The organism is Streptomyces sp. NPDC000410, from assembly GCF_040300305.1.
Lineage (GTDB): Bacteria > Actinomycetota > Actinomycetes > Streptomycetales > Streptomycetaceae > Streptomyces.
Genome location: NZ_JBEPDM010000027.1, coordinates 37137 through 54386 on the forward strand (window position 1 = coordinate 37137; position 17250 = coordinate 54386).

17 protein-coding genes are annotated in these 17250 nt (G+C 71.8%); 3 read left to right on the plus strand and 14 right to left on the minus strand.

Going from position 1 to position 17250, the window contains the following annotated elements:
- The first annotated feature begins 185 nt into the window (after positions 1–185).
- A complete protein-coding gene (locus tag ABT342_RS24210; RefSeq protein ID WP_351577549.1) occupies positions 186–1838 on the plus strand; it encodes a sensor histidine kinase in 1653 nt (550 codons plus the stop codon).
- Here the strand turns inward: ABT342_RS24210 and ABT342_RS24215 are convergent.
- From ABT342_RS24215 to ABT342_RS24250, 8 genes are all read right to left on the minus strand, one after another.
- Positions 1799–2500, minus strand: a complete 702-nt coding sequence (locus ABT342_RS24215; RefSeq protein WP_351577552.1) for a response regulator transcription factor — start codon at positions 2498–2500, stop codon at positions 1799–1801. The genes ABT342_RS24210 and ABT342_RS24215 overlap by 40 nt on opposite strands.
- Before the next feature lie 283 nt (positions 2501–2783).
- Complete coding sequence (locus tag ABT342_RS24220; protein ID WP_351577555.1) at positions 2784–3782, minus strand: TIGR03842 family LLM class F420-dependent oxidoreductase; 999 nt, start codon at positions 3780–3782, stop codon at positions 2784–2786.
- A 9-nt stretch (positions 3783–3791) separates the two neighbouring features.
- Positions 3792–5195, minus strand: a complete 1404-nt coding sequence (gene hydA / locus ABT342_RS24225) for a dihydropyrimidinase (RefSeq protein ID WP_351577558.1) — start codon at positions 5193–5195, stop codon at positions 3792–3794.
- A gap of 53 nt (positions 5196–5248) precedes the next feature.
- Complete coding sequence (locus ABT342_RS24230; RefSeq protein WP_351577561.1) at positions 5249–6529, minus strand: aspartate aminotransferase family protein; 1281 nt, start codon at positions 6527–6529, stop codon at positions 5249–5251.
- Positions 6526–7368, minus strand: a complete 843-nt coding sequence (locus ABT342_RS24235; RefSeq protein ID WP_351577564.1) for a nitrilase-related carbon-nitrogen hydrolase — start codon at positions 7366–7368, stop codon at positions 6526–6528. Before ABT342_RS24235 ends, ABT342_RS24230 begins: the two co-directional genes overlap by 4 nt.
- Before the next feature lie 190 nt (positions 7369–7558).
- On the minus strand, positions 7559–9010 hold the full coding sequence (locus ABT342_RS24240) for a hypothetical protein (protein WP_351577567.1): 1452 nt from the start codon (positions 9008–9010) through the stop codon (positions 7559–7561).
- Between the two features lie 67 nt (positions 9011–9077).
- A complete protein-coding gene (locus tag ABT342_RS24245; protein ID WP_351577570.1) occupies positions 9078–9470 on the minus strand; it encodes a PPOX class F420-dependent oxidoreductase in 393 nt (130 codons plus the stop codon).
- A 10-nt stretch (positions 9471–9480) separates the two neighbouring features.
- Positions 9481–9861, minus strand: a complete 381-nt coding sequence (locus ABT342_RS24250; protein WP_502965602.1) for a winged helix-turn-helix transcriptional regulator — start codon at positions 9859–9861, stop codon at positions 9481–9483.
- A 62-nt stretch (positions 9862–9923) separates the two neighbouring features.
- Here ABT342_RS24250 and ABT342_RS24255 point away from each other — a divergent pair, with 62 nt between their 5' ends.
- On the plus strand, positions 9924–10577 hold the full coding sequence (locus ABT342_RS24255) for an NAD(P)-dependent oxidoreductase (RefSeq protein WP_351577573.1): 654 nt from the start codon (positions 9924–9926) through the stop codon (positions 10575–10577).
- A gap of 14 nt (positions 10578–10591) precedes the next feature.
- Here the strand turns inward: ABT342_RS24255 and ABT342_RS24260 are convergent, their stop codons facing one another.
- Positions 10592–10843, minus strand: coding sequence for a helix-turn-helix domain-containing protein (locus ABT342_RS24260; protein ID WP_351577576.1), 252 nt, complete (start codon positions 10841–10843; stop codon positions 10592–10594).
- A gap of 41 nt (positions 10844–10884) precedes the next feature.
- On the opposite strand from ABT342_RS24260, the gene map reads away from it, so the two are divergent.
- The gene (gene map, locus ABT342_RS24265) at positions 10885–11655 is read left to right on the plus strand and encodes a type I methionyl aminopeptidase (RefSeq protein WP_351577579.1); all 771 of its coding nucleotides are present in this window, start codon (positions 10885–10887) and stop codon (positions 11653–11655) included.
- A gap of 89 nt (positions 11656–11744) precedes the next feature.
- On the opposite strand, the gene ABT342_RS24270 is transcribed toward map, so the two are convergent.
- The 5 genes from ABT342_RS24270 to ggt form a co-directional block, all read right to left on the minus strand.
- The gene (locus tag ABT342_RS24270) at positions 11745–12983 is read right to left on the minus strand and encodes a cytochrome P450 (RefSeq protein ID WP_351577582.1); all 1239 of its coding nucleotides are present in this window, start codon (positions 12981–12983) and stop codon (positions 11745–11747) included.
- A gap of 16 nt (positions 12984–12999) precedes the next feature.
- Entirely contained in the window at positions 13000–14394 is a 1395-nt protein-coding gene (locus ABT342_RS24275) for an NAD(P)/FAD-dependent oxidoreductase (protein ID WP_351577585.1), read from the minus strand.
- The gene (locus tag ABT342_RS24280; protein WP_351577588.1) at positions 14384–14605 is read right to left on the minus strand and encodes a ferredoxin; all 222 of its coding nucleotides are present in this window, start codon (positions 14603–14605) and stop codon (positions 14384–14386) included. Before ABT342_RS24280 ends, ABT342_RS24275 begins: the two co-directional genes overlap by 11 nt.
- 112 nt (positions 14606–14717) lie before the next feature.
- On the minus strand, positions 14718–15332 hold the full coding sequence (locus ABT342_RS24285; protein ID WP_351577591.1) for a hypothetical protein: 615 nt from the start codon (positions 15330–15332) through the stop codon (positions 14718–14720).
- A gap of 105 nt (positions 15333–15437) precedes the next feature.
- Positions 15438–17240: a gamma-glutamyltransferase gene (gene ggt, locus ABT342_RS24290; protein ID WP_351577594.1), complete on the minus strand. Its 1803-nt coding sequence runs from the start codon at positions 17238–17240 to the stop codon at positions 15438–15440.
- Between the last annotated feature and the right edge of the window lie 10 nt (positions 17241–17250).

Consider the following 17250-nt stretch of genomic DNA (forward strand, 5'->3'; position numbering starts at 1 on the left):
CGTCCTCGGCACGCCGTACCCGGGCGGGCGTCCCACGATGCCGGAATTCCCGCTGGAGGAGCCGTGTTGACGAGCACGTTCGTCCCGGTGCCCCATGGGGGTGACCGCTGCTCAAGGAGGCGCCCCCGGGGCAGACGCGGCCGGGCGCAGGGAGGAGTCGTGAACGTGGGAGAGGGTGGGATGCGGTGAGCTTCCGGCTCCGGGTCCTCGGCCTGGTCGCGCTGGCCGCCACCGCCGCCACCGCCTGGCTGACCCTGCGCCAGGCGAACCGTCAGGTCCAGGAGACCGCCGCCGCCGACCGGCGGGAGGTCTCCCGGATCACCGACGGACTCCGGGCGTACGGCTTCGCCCACGGCACCTGGGACGGGGTCTCACCGACGGTGGCCGGGCTCGCCAGGAGCACCGGCCAGCGGATCCAGGTGGCCACGGAATCCGGCGTGCCGCTCGCCGACTCCGACGCCCTCGCCGGCCGCGTCCCCCGCGCGCCGGGCAGCCGGCCTCCGCTGACGATCGACGCGCGCCCCGTCCTGCGGATACCGGAAGGGCAGGTGCCTCGGCTGTCGGTCAAGCTGGTCGCGCACGCGATCGGGGAGTACCGCGCCACGGCGGCGTACACGGCCTGCCTGACCCGGGCAGGTGCCGAGGTGACAGCCCGGACCGACCGCTTCGGTGTCCCCCGCGTCAGCACCGACCGCCGGCCCCCGTGGTGCGAGGAACCGGACGGGGACACCGATCCGCTGATCCAGCGGGATCTCGACGCGCTGCTCCCGTGTGAGTCCGAACGGCGGTTCACCTCCTGCCTGCAGCGGGTGTTCAACGAGCGGACCAGGTCCGCCGCCCCGCCCCGCCTGGAGGTCCGCCTCGGCGTCCGCGACGAGTCGCCCCCCACCCTGGCCGCCGCTCCCGCCGCGGGCGTCGCGCTGGCGGTCGCCCTCGCGGTCATCCTCGGCGCCCTGCTCCTGAGCCGGGCCGTACTGCGCCCCGTCCGTGCCCTGACCCTCGCGGCGAAAGGGCTGGGCGACGGCGACCTGAGGCGGCGGGTCCCCGTCTCCGGCCGGGACGAGATCGCCGAACTCGGCGGCGCCTTCAACCGCATGGCCGACTCCCTCCAGGCCGGCGAGGAGCGCCAGCGCCGTCTCACCGGTGACATCGCGCACGAACTGCGCACCCCGCTGGCCAATCTGCGGGGCTATCTGGAGGCTCTGCGGGACGGGATCGTCGAACCGACCCCCGAGCTGCTCGCCTCACTCCACAAGGAGGCCCTGCTTCAGCAGCGGATCGTGGACGATCTCCAGGACCTCGCCCTGGCGGAGGCCGGCGCGCTCACGTACCACCGCACGGAGACCGACCTGCGCGAGCTCCTGGAGGCGTGCCGCAGGGCCCACCGCGCCCAGGCCGAGACGGCCGGCGTCACGCTCGAACTGAAGGCACACCGACCGGTGTACGTGACCGTCGACCCTGACCGGCTGCGCCAGGTGGTGGGCAACCTGGTCGGCAACGCGCTGCGCGCGACGGCGCCGGGCGGCATCGTGACCCTGACCGCGGCCCCGCACGGCGAGCTGGCTGTCGTGGAAGTGCGGGACACCGGCAAGGGAATACCGGCGGAGCACCTGCCGCATCTCTTCGACCGCTTCTGGCGGGCGGACGCCGCACGGGGCCGCGCCACCGGTGGCAGCGGCCTGGGCCTGTCCATCGCCCGCCAGATCGTCGCCGATCACCGGGGGACGATCGAAGTGCGCAGCACGGTCGGAGCAGGCACAACCTTCACGGTCGTCCTGCCCATGCCCCAGGGCGGCGGTCAGGACGGCGGTGAGCCGGGCCCGTCCGCGATGCGGTAGCCCCGTCCGTAGACCGTCTCCAGACGGCGTGGGCGCCCCGGGTCCGCCTCCAGCTTCCGCCGCAGGTTCACCACATGTGCGTCGACAGTCCGCTCCTGCACGTCCTGGTCGAAGCCGAAGACGCGCTCGATGATCTGCGCCCGGGTGAAGACCCTGCCCGGTTCCCGGGCCAGCGCCTCCAGAATGGAGAACTCCTTGGCGGTCAGCGCCACCTGGCGTCCGGCCACCCGGACCTCGAAGCGCGCGGTGTCCAGCTCCATCTCACCGACCCGCAGCACCGTCGGCGCCGCCGTGGCCTTCCTGGACCGGCGCAGCAGCGCCCTGACCCGGGCAGTCAGTTCGCGGGGGCTGTACGGCTTGGTGAGGTAGTCGTCGGCACCGAGGTCGAGACCGAGGAGCATGTCGTCCTCGGTGGCGCGGGCCGTGAGCAGCAGAATCGGCACATCCGACTCCGTGCGCAGGATCCGGCACACGTCAAGTCCGTCGACCAGCGGCAGCATCACGTCGAGAACGATGAGGTCAGGCCGCGAGGAACGCGCGCGCTCCAGCGCCGCGCGGCCATCGGCCGCCACCTGCACCGCGTTTCCCTCACGCTCCAGATAGATCCGGATCAGACGGGACTGCATCTCGTCGTCCTCGGCGACCAGAATCCGGGCGCTCAACGCCTCTCCCCCCGCCGATATCCTGCGCTTTCCCACACCGTAGTACAGGTGGATCGGGCGGCGGCGAAGGCGTCCACCGGAAGCCGGGCTGCCTGCCGACGGCCCTGCGCGCGGTGATCGGCACTGGGAGCCGCCCGCACGGTGCCGCTGCTGCGGTGCGTTGCCGTGGCCGGCCCGGTCAACCATCAGATCGACGAGCCGGCCACCGCCGCGATCCGGCGGACACCCAATTGGTCCTTATTGCTGGTGAATCACAGATCGTGGCGTTTCTTCCCCGAGGTTGTCAGGTGAGGGCCGGGATGATCTGGGAGCCGTAGGCGTCGATGGTGGCCTCGCGGGCGTCGTGCATGTTGTAGACCGCGAACTGGTCCACTCCCAGCTCGCGCAGTGCCTTCAGCTTCTCGATATGGGCCGAGGCCGGACCCAGCAGACAGAACCGGTCCACGATCTCGTCCGGAACGAAGTCCGTGGAGGGGTTCCCGGCCCGCCCGTGGTGGCTGTAGTCGTAGCCGTGCCGTTCCTTGATGTACGCCGTGAGGGCGTCGGGCACCATGGCGGAGTGCTCGCCGTAGCGGGCGACCAGGTCGGCGACGTGGTTGCCGACCATGCCGCCGAACCACCGGCACTGTTCGCGCGCGTGGGCGAGGTCGTCGCCGACGTACGCCGGAGCCGCGACGCAGATGGTGAGGGCGTCGGGATCGCGCCCGGCCTCGGCCGCGGCGTCGCGGACCGCCTTGACCATCCACTCGGTGAGGTAGAGGTCGGCGAGTTGCAGGATGAACCCGTCGGCCTTCTGCCCGGCGAGCGCGAGCGCCTTCGGGCCGTACGCCGCCATCCACACCGGCAGCTTCCCGTCCCGCACCCAGGGGATGCGGACCGGCTGCCCGTCGATGACGGCCTCCCGCCCCTCGGCGAGGTCGCGGATGGCGGGAATCGCCTCCCCCAGCCGCGCCAAGGTGTTGGGTTTACGGCCGGCGACCCGCATCGCCGAGTCGCCACGCCCGATGCCGCAGACCGTACGGTTGCCGTACATGTCGTTGAGAGTGGCGAAGGTGGAGGCGGTGACCTCCCAGGTCCTGGTCCCTGGATTGGTCACCATGGGGCCGACGTGCAGTTTCTGTGTGTGCTCCAGGATCTGGCTGTAGATGACGAACGGCTCCTGCCAGAGCACCGCCGAGTCGAAGGTCCAGCCATAGCGGAAGCCGTTGCGCTCCGCGCGCCGCATCAGGCTGACGACCTGCGAGGCCGGCGGATCCGTCTGCAGGACAAGTCCGAAGTCCACGGGGACCTCCTAGTTCAGGTACTGGCAGGTGGATCGCGGGGTGTAGAGGCCATGACCCGCGCGGCCGGTGAACTTCCGCCCGTCGATGACGAGTTCACCGCGCGAGAGGACGGTCTCCACCTGTCCGGTGATCGCTCTGCCCTCGTACGCCGAGTAGTCGACGTTCATGTGATGGGTCTCGGCGGACAGGACCTGCGAGGCGCCCGGGTCGTAGATGACGACGTCGGCGTCGGCGCCCGGCGCGATGGTGCCCTTCTTCGGGTAGAGGCCGAACATCCGGGCAGGCGTCGCGCACGCGATCTCGATCCACCGCCGTCTGCTGATGTGCCCGTCGACCACCGCCTGGTGGAGCAGGTCCATCCGGTTCTCCACCCCCGGCAGACCGTTGGGGATCTTGGAGAAGTCGCCCCGCCCGAGCTCCTTCTGGCCGACGAAACAGAAGGGGCAGTGGTCGGTGGAGACGACCTGGAGGTCGTTGGTGCGCAGGCCGCGCCAGAGCGCCGCCTGGTGCTCCTTCGGCCTCAGCGGTGTCGAGCAGACGTACTTCGCGCCCTCGAAGCCGGGCTCGGCGAGATTGTCGGTGGACAGGAACAGGTACTGCGGGCAGGTCTCGCCGAAGACGTTGAGCCCCTTGTCGCGGGCTGCGACGAGCTCGGCGACGGCCTCCTCGGCCGAGACGTGGACGACGTACAGCGGCGCGCCGGCGACCCGGGCGAGCTGGATGGCCCGGTGGGTCGCCTCCGCCTCCAGCAGGGCCTTGCGCACCTCGCCGTGGTAGCGCGGGTCGGTCTCGCCGCGCTCGAGGGCCTGTTCGACGAGGACGTCGATCGCGATCCCGTTCTCGGCGTGCATCATGATCAGCCCGCCGTTCCCGGCGCCGCGCTGCATGGCCCGCAGGATCTGGCCGTCGTCGCTGTAGAAGACGCCGGGGTAGGCCATGAAGAGCTTGAAGGAGGTGACGCCCTCCTCGATGAGGTGGTCCATCTCCTTCAGCGTCTTCTCGTTGACGTCGGAGAGGATCATGTGGAAGGCGTAGTCGATGGCGCAGTTGCCGTCGGCCTTCGCGTACCAGGCGTCGAGCCCCTCGCGCAGCCGCTGCCCCACCGACTGGACGGCGAAGTCCACGATGGTCGTGGTGCCGCCCCAGGCGGCGGCCCGGGTCCCGGTCTCGAAGGTGTCGGAGGCGAAGGTCCCGCCGAACGGCAGCTCCATGTGGGTGTGCGCGTCCACACCACCCGGGATGACGTACTTCCCGGTGGCGTCGATGGTGCGGTCGGCGGTCCAGCTCTCGGCCGGTGTGGAGCCGTGCGCGGCGAGGGCGGCGATACGGCCGTCCTCGACGAGCACGTCGGCGTGGGTCTCTTCGGCGGCGGTGATGACGAGTCCGCCGCGGATCAGGGTGCGGGTACTCATGGTGTCCCTCTACTCATGGTGTCCCTCGCATGAACGTGTGAGCTCCTGGATGCCTAGATGCTGCGGAGCGCCTGTTCGAGAATCGCCGCGCCCTCCTCCGCCTCCGCGACGGTGAGGGTGAGCGGCGGCGCGATCCGCAGCGCGCTGGTGTTGTGCGCGCCGCCCTTGCCGATGAGCAGGCCGCCTTCGCGGGCCGCTTCCAGTACGGCCGACGCGGCCTGCGGATCGGCCTCGTCCGTACCCGGCTTCACGAGCTCCACGCCGATCATCAGGCCCCGGCCGCGTACTTCGCGTACGCCGGGGACCCCGGCGGCGATGGCGCGCAGCCGCTCGATGAGCAGTCCGCCGACGCGGCGCGCGTTGCCCTGGAGGTCATGTTCCAGGAGGTACGAGAGGTTGGCGAGACCCGCCGCCATGGTGACGGGTGAGCCGCCGAAGGTGGAGATGGAGTTGGCGTCGAGGCAGTTCATGATCTCGGCGCGGGCGACGACCCCGCCGATGGACATGCCGTTGCCGATGCCCTTGGCGAAGGTGAGCATGTCCGGCGGGCCGCTCGCGGCGTGCGCCTGCCAGCCCCAGAAGTGGTCGCCGGTCCTGCCCCAGCCGGTCTGCACCTCGTCGGCGATCCACAGGATGCCGTGCCGGTCGAGGACCTCGCGGAACGCGGCGTACAGCCCGTCGGGCGGGGAGGTGAAGCCGCCGACGCCCTGGACGGGCTCGGCGATCAGCGCGGCGACGTCGTGGGTGTGGCCGAGCAGGTCCTCCAGATCCGCGACGCAGGCCTCGATGAACTGCGCGTCGGTCAGCCGCGCGTACGGGCCCCGGGTGCGGACGCCGCCGTGCACGTACAGCGTCTGCACCGGCGAGAGGCCGGTCGGCGACCAGGAGCGGTTGCCGGTGATGGAGACGGCCGAGAAGGAGCGGCCGTGGTAGCTGTTGCGCATCGCGAGGATCTGGCCCGACCTGCGGTACGCGGTGGCCAGCAGCAGGGCCGTGTCGTTGGCCTCGGTGCCGGAGGTGGTGAAGAAGACACGGGCGTCGGGGATGCCGGAGAGGGCGGCGACGCGCTCGGCGAGCTCGACCATCGGGCGGTTGAGGTAGAGCGTGGAGGAGTGGATGATCCGTTCGGCCTGCTCGCTCACCGCCTTGGTGACCTCGGGCAGGGCGTGCGCGGTCATGGTGGTGAGGATGCCGCCGAAGAAGTCGAGGTAGCGGGTGCCGTCCGCGTCCCAGACGTACCGCCCCTCGCCGTGGGTGATCTCGATGGGGCGCTGGTAGTAGAGGGCGACCCAGTCGGGGATGACGGCCCGGTGCCGGTCGAAGAGGTCGCTCATGGCCGCACCAGTCCCTCGTAGGCGTCGGGCCTGCGGTCCCGGTAGAAGGCCCATTGCCGGCGGACCTGTTCGATGAGGCCGAAGTCGAGGTCCCTGACGATCAGTTCCTCCTCCTTGTCGCTGGCCACGTCGCCGACGAACTGGCCGCGTGGGTCGACGAAGTAGCTGGTGCCGTAGAAGTCGTTGTCGCCGTACTCCTCCTGGCCGACCCGGTTGATGGCGGCGATGAAGTATTCGTTGGCGACGGCCGCCGCGGGCTGTTCCAGCTGCCAGAGGTAGGCGGACAGGCCGCGCGAGGTGGCCGACGGGTTGTAGACCAACTGGGCGCCGTTGAGACCCAGTTGGCGCCAGCCCTCGGGGAAGTGGCGGTCGTAGCAGATGTACACGCCGACCCTGCCGACGGCGGTGTCGAAGACGGGCCAGCCGACGTTGCCCGGCTTGAAGTAGTACTTCTCCCAGAAGCCCTTGACCTGCGGGATGTGGTGCTTTCTGTATTTCCCGAGATAGGTGCCGTCGGCGTCGATCACAGCGGCGGTGTTGTAGTAGAAGCCCGTGCCCTCGACCTCGAAGACCGGGACGACGATCACCATGCCGGTCTCCCGGGCGAGGTCCCGCATGCGCAGGACCGTCGGTCCGTCCGGGACGGGCTCGGCCCAGCGGTAGTGCTCCGGCTCCTGCACCTGGCAGAAGTACGGAGCGTTGAAGACCTCCTGGAATCCGATGACCTTGGCGCCCTGCCGGGCAGCCTCGCGGGCGTGCTCCTCATGCTTGGCGATCATGGATTCGGTGTCGCCGGTCCAGGTCGCCTGGACGAGTGCGGCGCGTACGACATTGGTCATGAGCTGCTCCTTCGACAAGACGGCGGAGAGCCTCTACGCACGTAGACGCGGTGCGTAGGAGGAGAACGTAAGCCTCGTCACAGACCGGTGCAAGACCATCGTCGTCAACCCGCAGTGTCGATCATGTTTCGCACCCGAGCGGTCGACATACGACGCGAATGCAACGCACACCGCATGCTTTCGGCCCGCTTCAGCCGGTTATGAGTCCGGCGACCCGCAGCGCGTGCACCAGGTCCCGCTCCCGGTCGGGGGACACCGCGCGGGCGGCGGCGAGCAGTTGCGGGACGAGCCGCCGGGGGTCGGTGGCGGCGATCCGTGCGGCCTCCTCGGGCGTACGGACCCGTAGGAAGGCCTCCAGCAGCATGGCCGCCTCACCTCGTCCGGCGTCCGCGAGTAACAGCACGGCGGCGGCGACCTCGCCCGCCGGGCGGGCGACGCCCTGGCGCAGCAGCTGCCCGCAGTCGTCGGCCCTGCCCGCGTCGGCGAGCGCGACCGCCGCGGCGACGAGCTGCTCGGGCGGCAGCGAGGCGGCCTCCCAGAGCAGGGTGGCCCAGTCGGCGCCGAGCCCGGCCCGGTGCAGCTCGGCGGCCAGCATCGGCAGCCGGCCGGCGGGCTGTGCGGCGGCCTCGCAGAGCACGGCGTGCGCCTCGCCGCTGCGGCCCTCGGCCCGCAGCCGCCCGAGCAGGGCGACGGTCTCGGCGGCGGCGCCCCAGGTGTCCTCGTCGGCGGACGTGACCGGCGGGCCCGTGACCGCGGGACCCGCGCCCCGGGGGCCCGCCGCCGGCCGCTCCTCGAAGGGCACCCCCTCGTCCGCCTCCACCGCGGCCCCGCCGTAGCGCGCGCCCCGCGGCCGGCTCGCGGTGACGGGCATCGCACCGAGGCCGACGGCCTCGCCCCCGACGCCCCCGACGCCCCCGATGCCCCCGATGCCCTCGGCGGCCGGCCCGGCCGACTCGCTCGCCTGCTCGTCCTCCTCCAGCCATGCGTACCGGGCGCCGCGCGGCCGCCGTCTGCCGCCGCCCCGCCCCCGCCGGGCCTCCGGGACGCGCGGAACCGGCGGGGCCTCCGGCTCCGGCCGATGGAGCCGGTCCAGTGGGTCCGCTGGATCCGGTGGATACGGTCGATCGGGCTCATCCGGCAGATCCGGCTCATCCGGCGGAAGTGCCGCGAGCCGGGCCGACAGCTCCGTACAGCGTGCCGTCGCCCGCGTGTGGTCGTCGTTGGTCCAACTCAGATCGTGGGCGAGGCGCCGGTATTCCGGGGACCCCTCGGGCAGCGCGGTCAGCCGGCGCAGCAGCTCCTCGCCGCGCTCCGCCGCCTGCGCCTTCTCCCGGCGCATCAGCTCCAGCCTGCGGCCGAGGTCCTCGCGACCGGTCGGGCGACGGTCGTGCGCGGCAGCCGCAGCGGTGTGCAGTGCGCGGGCCCGTGCGGTCTCGGCCCCGTCCGCCGCCAGGTCGTGGAGGAGCGACTCCACCACGTCCCAGGGCGGGATCTCGGAACCTTCGAGGCAGGCGAACAACCCCTCCGGGTCACGCTGCCAGAAGACTCCGTACCAGCCGCCGCCCCGGTCGAGGCGCGCCGTCACCCGTCTCAGATATCGCGCGAACAACCCGACGTCCGGAGGGAGTTGATCCACCACCATCCGAGCATCCGACCGCATTCGTGTTACGGGACGGCTACGCGGAGTTTTCGGCGGCGGAGCGGAAAGCTCAACGCGGGGACAACGTCACCGAGATGCCCGTGTGCGGCCGCTTGCCGAGCCGCACGACGGCGGCCGGCCAGTCCACCAGCCAGAACTGCCAGGTGTATTTGCGGGCGAGGAGCCTGCGGATCCGCTTGAGCTCCGAGGGGTCCTCCAGCAGCCGCGCCGTCCCTTCCGCGGACGGCGCTCCCTCGGCGATCCGGCCGCGCACGTCGCAGGCGGTCACGGCCGCGCGGGTGTCCCTGCGCAGCCGCTTGACCTTCCACGAGTCGCTGCGGGTCCAGACGTACAGCACGCCCCCGTCCACGGCGAACCACACGGGCGTCGCGACGCCCGTGCCGTCCTTGCGGTAGGTGGTGAGGCTGACGTATTTGGCACGATCGAGTTCCTTGAGGTCCACGGGGCCGACCCTACGCTTCGTACGCGGCCCTGGCCTCCGCGATCTCGGCGATGTGCGCCCGCGTCCAGTCGCAGGTCAGGTCGAGCTGGCCGAGCAGCGAGCGGCCGAGCCCGGTCAGTTCGTAGTCGACGCGCGGCGGGTTCTCGTCGTACGCGGTCCGGGTCAGGAACCCGTTGCGCTCCATCGCGCGCAGGGTCTCGGTGAGCACCTTGGGGGTGATCCAGTGCAGGGGCACGCGGAGTTCGGAGAACCGCCGGGGTCCGCCTTCGAGGCAGCGCAGCACCCACGGGGACCACTTGTCGCCGACGCGCAGCGGCCGCGCGCCGGCCTCGCTGAAGCAGTCGGCCTCGGGGAACATGTCGGCGCGGAGCGCTTCGCGTGCAGTGTGCATGGGTTCGACGCTAGCCCAGTACCGTTGCAGTAACCAGGCACTTCGGTCCTACCGTCCTGCCCATGAACGACATCATCATTTTCGGAGCAGGCGGACGGGTCGGCCGGGCGGCCGTGGCGGAGGCGGTGGCGCGCGGCCACCGGGTGACCGCGGTGGTCCGGGACCCCGCGAAGTACCCGGACCTGGACGGGCAAAGGGTCACGGTCGTCCAGGGCGACGCGACGGACGCCGCGTCGGTGGCACGGCTCGCGGCGGGCCACAGCGCCGCGGTCAACGCGTCCGCGCGTCTCGACATCCCGTCCGAGGAGTACTTCACCTCGGCGGCGAAGGCGCTGATCGCGGGGCTGGGCGAGGCGGGCGTACGACGGCTCCTGGTGCTGGGCATCGCCACGACGCTACAGACCGCGCCGGGGGTACGCATCATGGACGCGCCGGATTTCCCGGCCGCGTACCGGACCTTCTCGCAGGGCCACGTCGCGGAGTTCGAGGTGCTCCGGTCGGCGGATCCGGCGGAGCTGGACTGGCTGATGGTGGTGCCGCCGATGGATCTGAACCCCGAGGCGCCGCGGACCGGCGGCTACCGGACGGCCGTGGGCACCGTCCTGGACGGCCCGGGTGTGATCTCGCACGCGGATCTCGCGATCGCCCTGCTGGACGAGATCGAGACGCCGCGCCACAGCCGGGTGCAGCTGGCGGTGGCCGACGCCCAGGGCTGATCCGCCGGAAGACCCTAGACCGGGACCGGCGAGCACCTCGCCATGAGGTCGTCCATGGACAGGCCCAGCGTCCCGGCCAGCGCCGCCACGGTGAAGAAGGCGGGGGTCGGGGCGCGGCCCGTCTCGATCTTGCGGAGGGTCTCGGCGGAGAGTCCGGCGGCCGCGGCCACGTCCACCATGCTCCGTGAGCCGCGCGCCTCACGGAGCAGGCGGCCGAGCCGCTCGCCGCGTTCGCGCTCTTCGGGGGTCAGGGGCGTACGTACCATGCCGTCATTCTAATACCGCTCCGACCGGTATAGTAATTGGCATGGTAGAGATCAAGACCGACATGTCACTGGACGCCATGAGGGCTGCCGGACGCGTCGTCGCCCAGGCCCTGACGGCCGTGCGCGACGCGGCGGCCCCGGGCGTCACGCTCCGGACGCTGGACGGGATCGCGCGGGCCGTCCTGCGCGAGACCGGGGCCGGCTCACCCTTCCTCGGCTACCGGCCGGACTGGGCCCCGACCCCCTTTCCCGCCGTGATCTGCGCGTCCGTCAACGACGCGATCGTGCACGGCATCCCGGACGGATACCGGCTGCGCGACGGCGACCTGGTGAGCATCGACTGCGGCGCCCTCCTGGACGGCTGGGCCGGCGACTCCGCCATCAGCTTCGTCGTCGGCGGCGCCGCCCGCCCCGAGGACGTCCGCCTCGTCGACACGGCGTACGAGGCCCTGGAGGCGGGCATCGCCGCGGCGGTCGTCGGCAACCGCATCGGCGACATCGCGCACGCGATCGGCCGCGTCTGCCGCACCGCCGGATACGGCATCCCCTCGGGGTACGGCGGGCACGGCGTGGGCCGCACCATGCACGAGGACCCCGCCGTCCCCAACGAGGGCCGTCCGGGGCGCGGAATGCCGCTGCGCCACGGCATGGTGCTCGCGATCGAGCCGATGCTCATCGGGGGCGGCGGCGACGGCTACTACACGGACGGCGACGGCTGGACGCTGCGCACGTCGGACGGCTCACGCGCGTCGCACGCCGAACACACGGTGGCGGTCACGGACGACGGCCCGCGCATCCTCACCGCGCTCTGACACCGCGCGTGGTGTCCCGGGCCGGCGCCCACGCGTGACACCCACACCTGACGACCCCCGTGGCTCACGGCCCCGGCTCACACCCCCGGCTACGGACGGATCCCGTCGCAGGCGATGTTCAGATGGCGCGGGCCCCGCAGCACCGCGTTCTGGCGGTACGGGGGCGGGTCCTCCAGCAGCCGCGGATTGTCCAGCCTGCGGGCCAGCGCGCTCAGTGCGATCTGCGCCTCCAGTCGGGCGAGCGGCGCACCGAAGCAGCTGTGGATCCCGCTGCCGAAGCCGAGGTGCTGGATGTCGCCCCGGTCCGGGTCGAACCGGTCGGGGTCGGTGAAGCGCTGGGGGTCGCGGTTGCCGGCGGCCACGACGAGCCAGAGCGAGGCGCCCTTGGGGATGGTGACGCCCGCGACGTCGATGTCCGCGAGGGTGGTGCGGTTCGGCAGCAGTTGCACCGGCGGCTCGTAGCGCAGCAGCTCCTCCACGACGGGGACGGCCAGGCCGGGGTCCTCACGGAGCCGCTGGAGCACGTCGGGGTGGCGCAGCAGGGTGAGCATCCCGTTGGTGATCAGGTTGACGGTCGTCTCATGGCCGGCGATCAGCAGCAGGGCGGAGGTGCTGAGCACCTCCATCGTCGTCATGGTTCCGTCCGGCCCGTGGTTGCCGGTCGCCAGGTCGGAGAGCATGTCGTCGCCGGGGTTCTTACGGCGCTCCTCCACCAGCCCGGCCAGGTACATGCCCAGCTGTGTCCGGGCCTCGTGAGCGATCCGGTTCCGCTCGGTCGGGTCCTCTCCCGGCATGGGGTCGAGGCTGGCGGCGAGGGTGTCGGCCCACGTGTGGAAGCGCGCTTCGTCCTCGCGCGGCACCCCGAGCAGCCGGCAGATCATGGTCACGGGAAAGGGATACGAAAACTGTTCGACGAGGTCGATCCGGCCCGGGTCCCCCAGGTCGTCGATGAGGCCGGAGACGATCCCGCCGAGCTCGTCGCGCATGTCGTGGATCCGGCGCGGGGAGTGCGGCGGGCCGAAGGAGTGGTTGGTCATGCGGCGCAGCCGGTCGTGTTCCGGCGGATCGAGCTTGATGAAGCTGGGCGGCAGGGCCGTCTCCTCCTCCGTCTGCGTCAGTCCGGAGGGGGGCGCGGACAGATTACGGGCGTCGGAGCTGATCCGGGGATCGTGGAGGAGGCTCTGGATCTCCCAGTAGGTGCTGACGACGTAGGCACCGTCCTCGTCGTGGACCACTGGCGTCTTGCGCAGCTCCTCGTACAGGGGATACGGGTTCGCGCGGTTGGCGTAGTCGATGATCTGCCGCAGGAGCGTGGTGGCTTGCGTCATGACGGGGGGATCCTTCTCAGTGCCGGGCGGGGGTGAACGTGATCCGCCGGTCGGCCGGCGAATAGCCGCTGAGGGTGACCGTCGGGCCGTGCGTGGGCACCGAGGGGTCGGGGAAGTCGGCCGGCACCGGGTGCCGCCCCTCGGGGCGGCGGTCCACCGTCGGGAACGGTGGCGGGAACGGCGTGGTCGTCTCGATCAGCTGCTGGTAGAACTGCAGCCACCGCGACTGGTCGAAGGTGACGGCGCCGATGACGCGCCCCTGGTAGCCGTAGACACCGGCGAATCTGCGTTCGGCCAGCGAGCCTTGGGAGATCAGGATCTCCGTGCCCATGGACGGGACGCCGACGGACTTGATGTTCACCCCGAACTGGGAGGACCAGAAGGCCGGTACCCACATGTGCGGGCGGCGCCCGACGCTGTCGCTGAGCATGTTGTGCGCGGCGGTCTCGGCCTGGGTGACCGCGTTGCCCCAGTGTTCCAGGGAGACGAACTGGTAGCCGAACAGCGGGTGCGGGGAGCGCGCCACGTCACCGGCCGCGAAGATGTCGTCGGTGACGATGCCCCGGATGTCGAAGGCCCGGCAGCCCGCGTCGCAGGCGATGCCCCTGGGGCCGGCGCCGAGGCCGGAGCCGCTGAGCCATTCCGTGTTGCGGGTCGCGCCCAGGCACACGACCACGACGTCCGTCTCCACGGTGGCGCCGTCGGAGAGGTGCGCCGCGCGTACCCGGCCCGCCGAGTCGCCCTCGAGGCCGGTGACCATGACGCCGGTGCGCAGGTCCACGCCGTGTTCGCGCTGGAGCTCGGCGGCGACCTCGCCGATGACGCCGCCGAGGGCGCCGACCAGGGGCGCGCCGCCGCGTTCGGCGACGGTGACGGGCAGCTCCCGCTCCCGGCAGGCCGAGGCGATCTCCGAGCCGGTGAAACCGGCGCCGATCACGAGCACCCGGCGGGGTGACTCCGCCAGCCGCCGGTGGAGCGCGGCCGCGTCGTCGCGGGTGCGCAGGACGAAGACCCCGTCGAGTTCGGCCTCCGACTCCTTCGGCCACGGCCGGGCCCGTACGCCGGTGGCGATCAGCAGCCGGTCGTACTCCACCTCGTCCCCGTCGCCCAGCCGTACCCGCCTGGCGGCCATGTCCAGCCCGGTGGCCGGGGTTCCGAGCCGCCACTCGGCGTCGAGGGCGCGGCGGCGGGGCAGTGCGGTGTGCTCGGCGGGCGACCTGCCGAGCAGGACCTGCTTGGACAGCGGGGGCCGGTCGTACGGCTCGTGCGGCTCGTCGCCGATCATCGTCAGGGAGCCGTTGAAGCCCTCCTCGCGAAGGGTCTCGGCCGCGCGCAGCCCGGCCAGGGAGGCGCCGACGATGACGATGCGCCCTTCGCGCCTGAGCCGGTCCAGGTATCCGTCACCGGTCACGGGAGGTCTCCTCGGCGTCGCCCAGCTGATCCACCTGGATGGCCTGGACCGGACACGCGGCGACGGCACGCGCCACGTTCTCGCGCTCCTTCTCGTCGGCGTGCGGGGTGTACAGGAGCGCCTCGTCGCCGTGCATTTCGAATACGTCGGGGGCGAGGAACGCGCACTGCGCGTATCCCTGGCAGCGGTTGAGATCGACGACAAGCCTCACCGAGGATCAGCCCTTCCCATGCCTGTGGCCTGGTCATTCCCCTGCACCAGCATCGGGGAAGGGGCGCGGCCCCGCATGTGCTGCCGGGCCGGAGGAGTGAGTGGCCAGGCCGTCAGGCCCGGAAGTTGGCCCGCAGGAGGTGGAGGCTGACGACCAGCGACCAGAACGGGAAGATCAGCTCGGACCAGGGCACGGCAGGACCGACGAAGAGCAGGATCACACCGGCGGCGTAGCCGAGGAAGGCGAGCCATCGGGGCAGGGCACCGAGGCGGTGCCCGATGGTCGAGGTCGCGAAGACGAAGACGGCGGCCATGCGCATCGCGTACGTCGTGAGGAACGTGTACGCGAAGTGCCGGCCGAAGCCCGAGGGGTCCTCTTCGGCCAGGAGGCCCCCGGCGGCCGCGGCGGCGCCGAACAGCGAGGCCACGAAGATCACACCGCTGCCCAGGAACACGGTGGCGATGAACTTGTCCTCCGCCTCGCCGACGTGCGCGCGCAGGGCGCCCATGAACCAGAGGAAGAGGATGCCGGCGAACGGCACGATCTCCAGCGCCACGCGCACGGCACGCCGCCGACCGGGATCGACCACCGCGTCACCGCCGGCGTCCCCTTCGGGCAGCGCGATCCGCATCAGCACGATCGCGACGGCCAGCAGCACCGCGAAGAGGATCCCGACCACCCCCGCGGCCCGCGGGGTGCGCAGGGCGCGCCGTGTGCTCGGCTCCATGACGGCTCGCTTTCTCCCCCGTACCAGCAAGCCGTGGGGTGCGGGGCCGCGCCACCAGAGGGATGCGGGAGGGTGACGCCGGCGTCACCCTCCCGCCCACCGTGTCTACGACCCCGAGGGCCGTACCACCATCGCCGAGCCGCCGCCCCGCCGGACCGTCTCCGCGGCGGCCAGCCAGCGGCCGTCCGGCAGTCGCTGGACACCGGTCGCCGCGCCGATCTCCGGGTTCTGGCGGAAGGCGTGGCCCAGGGCCTCCAGTTCGGCCCGGACCGGGCTGTTCCACAGGGCGGGTTCGATCTCGGTCGTCGACTGGTTGCGCTGGCTCGCGCGCGGGGCCGCGATCGCGTCGACCAGGGCGAGCTCGCGGTCCACGACGCCCGTCAGTGTCTGCAGCACCGTCGTGATGATCGTCGCGCCGCCGGGGGAGCCGAGCGCCAGCACGGGCCGGTCACGGTCGTCGAGGACGATCGTCGGGGACATGGAGGAGCGGGGGCGCTTGCCCGGCCCCGGGAGGTTCGGGTCGGGGACGGCCGGGTCGGCCGGGGCGAAGGAGAAGTCGGTCAGCTCGTTGTTGAGGATGAAGCCGCGCCCGGGGACGGTGATGCCGCTGCCGCCCGTCGACTCGATGGTCAGCGTGTACGCGACGACGTTGCCCCACTTGTCGGCGACCGTCAGGTGCGTCGTGTTCTCGCCCTCGTACGTCGTCGGCGTGGCCTTCCCCTCGTTCGCGCACGCCGCCGGGTTCCTCGGGTCCCCCGGGGCCAGCGGGCTCTTCAGCACGGCGTCGTCGCGGATCAGGCACGCGCGCGAGTCCGCGTACCGCTGCGAGAGCAGTTCCCGCACCGGCACGTCCTCGAACGCCGGGTCGCCGACCCATCGTCCGCGGTCGGCGAACGCGATCCGGCTCGCCTCGATGTACCGGTGCAGGTACTTGGCCTGCGAGAGCCCCGAAAGGTCCGTCCCTTCAAGGATGTTGAGCGCCTCGCCCACGCTCGTGCCGCCCGACGACGACGGCGCCATGCTGTAGACGTCCAGCCCCCGGTACGTCGTCCTCGTCGGCCGCTGCCGCTTGGTCTCGTACCCCGCCAGGTCCTTCAGTGTGAGATCGCCCGGCCGTACGACCCTCGTGGCGCCCTCCCGGACACGCGGCTCGCGCACCGTGTCGACGATGTCCCGGGCGATCGGGCCCCGGTACATCACCTCGGAGCCCTTGCGCCCCATCTCCGCGTAGGTTCGTGCGAGATCGGGGTTCTTGAGGACGGATCCGACCACCGGCAGTCGGCCGCCCGGCAGGAACAGCTCGGCCGTCGCCGGGAAGTCCCGGAAGCGCGCCTCGTTGGCCTGGGTCTGCGAGCGGAAGGTCGCGTCGACCGTGAAACCGTCCTTCGCCAGCCGCTCCGCCGGCTTCAGCAGCTGCCGCAGCGGCCGGGTCCCCCAGGCGTCCAGGGCCGCGTCCCAGGTCTGCGGTGTGCCGGGCGTGCCGACGCTCAGCCCGCTGGTCATGCCCTCCTCGAACGGGATGGGCTTGCCGTTCTCCAGGAACAGGGACGCGTCCGCCGAGCCGGGCGCGGTCTCGCGGCCGTCGATCGTGTGGACCTTCTTCGTCCTGGCGTCGTAGTAGACGAAGTAGCCGCCCCCGCCGATACCGGCGGAGTACGGCTCGGTGACGCCGAGCGCCGCGGCCGTCGCCACCGCCGCGTCCACCGCGTTGCCGCCTCCGCGCAGCACCGCGATGCCCGCCGCGGAGGCGTCGGCGTCGACGCTGGAGACCGCTCCCCCGTATCCGACGGCCACCGGTTCCTTGGCCGGGGCATCCGCCGCGGGGGTGGGTGGCGCGGCCGCGCCGGACGACAGCACGGCCAGGGTGACTGCGGGAATCGTGACGAGACGAGCGGCTTTGCGACGCATCCGTACCTCC

Excerpts from the sequence above, each read along its gene's own strand:
- ABT342_RS24250 (WP_502965602.1), bottom strand. The coding sequence starts at position 9,861 with ATGCACACTGCACGCGAAGCGCTCCGCGCCGACATGTTCCCCGAGGCC.
- ABT342_RS24270 (WP_351577582.1), bottom strand. The coding sequence starts at position 12,983 with ATGACGCAAGCCACCACGCTCCTGCGGCAGATCATCGACTACGCCAAC.
- ABT342_RS24285 (WP_351577591.1), bottom strand. The coding sequence starts at position 15,332 with ATGGAGCCGAGCACACGGCGCGCCCTGCGCACCCCGCGGGCCGCGGGG.
- ggt (WP_351577594.1), bottom strand. The coding sequence starts at position 17,240 with ATGCGTCGCAAAGCCGCTCGTCTCGTCACGATTCCCGCAGTCACCCTG.
- ABT342_RS24240 (WP_351577567.1), bottom strand. The coding sequence starts at position 9,010 with ATGGTGGTGGATCAACTCCCTCCGGACGTCGGGTTGTTCGCGCGATAT.
- ABT342_RS24235 (WP_351577564.1), bottom strand. The coding sequence starts at position 7,368 with ATGACCAATGTCGTACGCGCCGCACTCGTCCAGGCGACCTGGACCGGC.
- ABT342_RS24230 (WP_351577561.1), bottom strand. The coding sequence starts at position 6,529 with ATGAGCGACCTCTTCGACCGGCACCGGGCCGTCATCCCCGACTGGGTC.
- hydA (WP_351577558.1), bottom strand. The coding sequence starts at position 5,195 with ATGAGTACCCGCACCCTGATCCGCGGCGGACTCGTCATCACCGCCGCC.
- ABT342_RS24260 (WP_351577576.1), bottom strand. The coding sequence starts at position 10,843 with ATGGTACGTACGCCCCTGACCCCCGAAGAGCGCGAACGCGGCGAGCGG.
- map (WP_351577579.1), top strand. The coding sequence starts at position 10,885 with ATGGTAGAGATCAAGACCGACATGTCACTGGACGCCATGAGGGCTGCC.
- ABT342_RS24255 (WP_351577573.1), top strand. The coding sequence starts at position 9,924 with ATGAACGACATCATCATTTTCGGAGCAGGCGGACGGGTCGGCCGGGCG.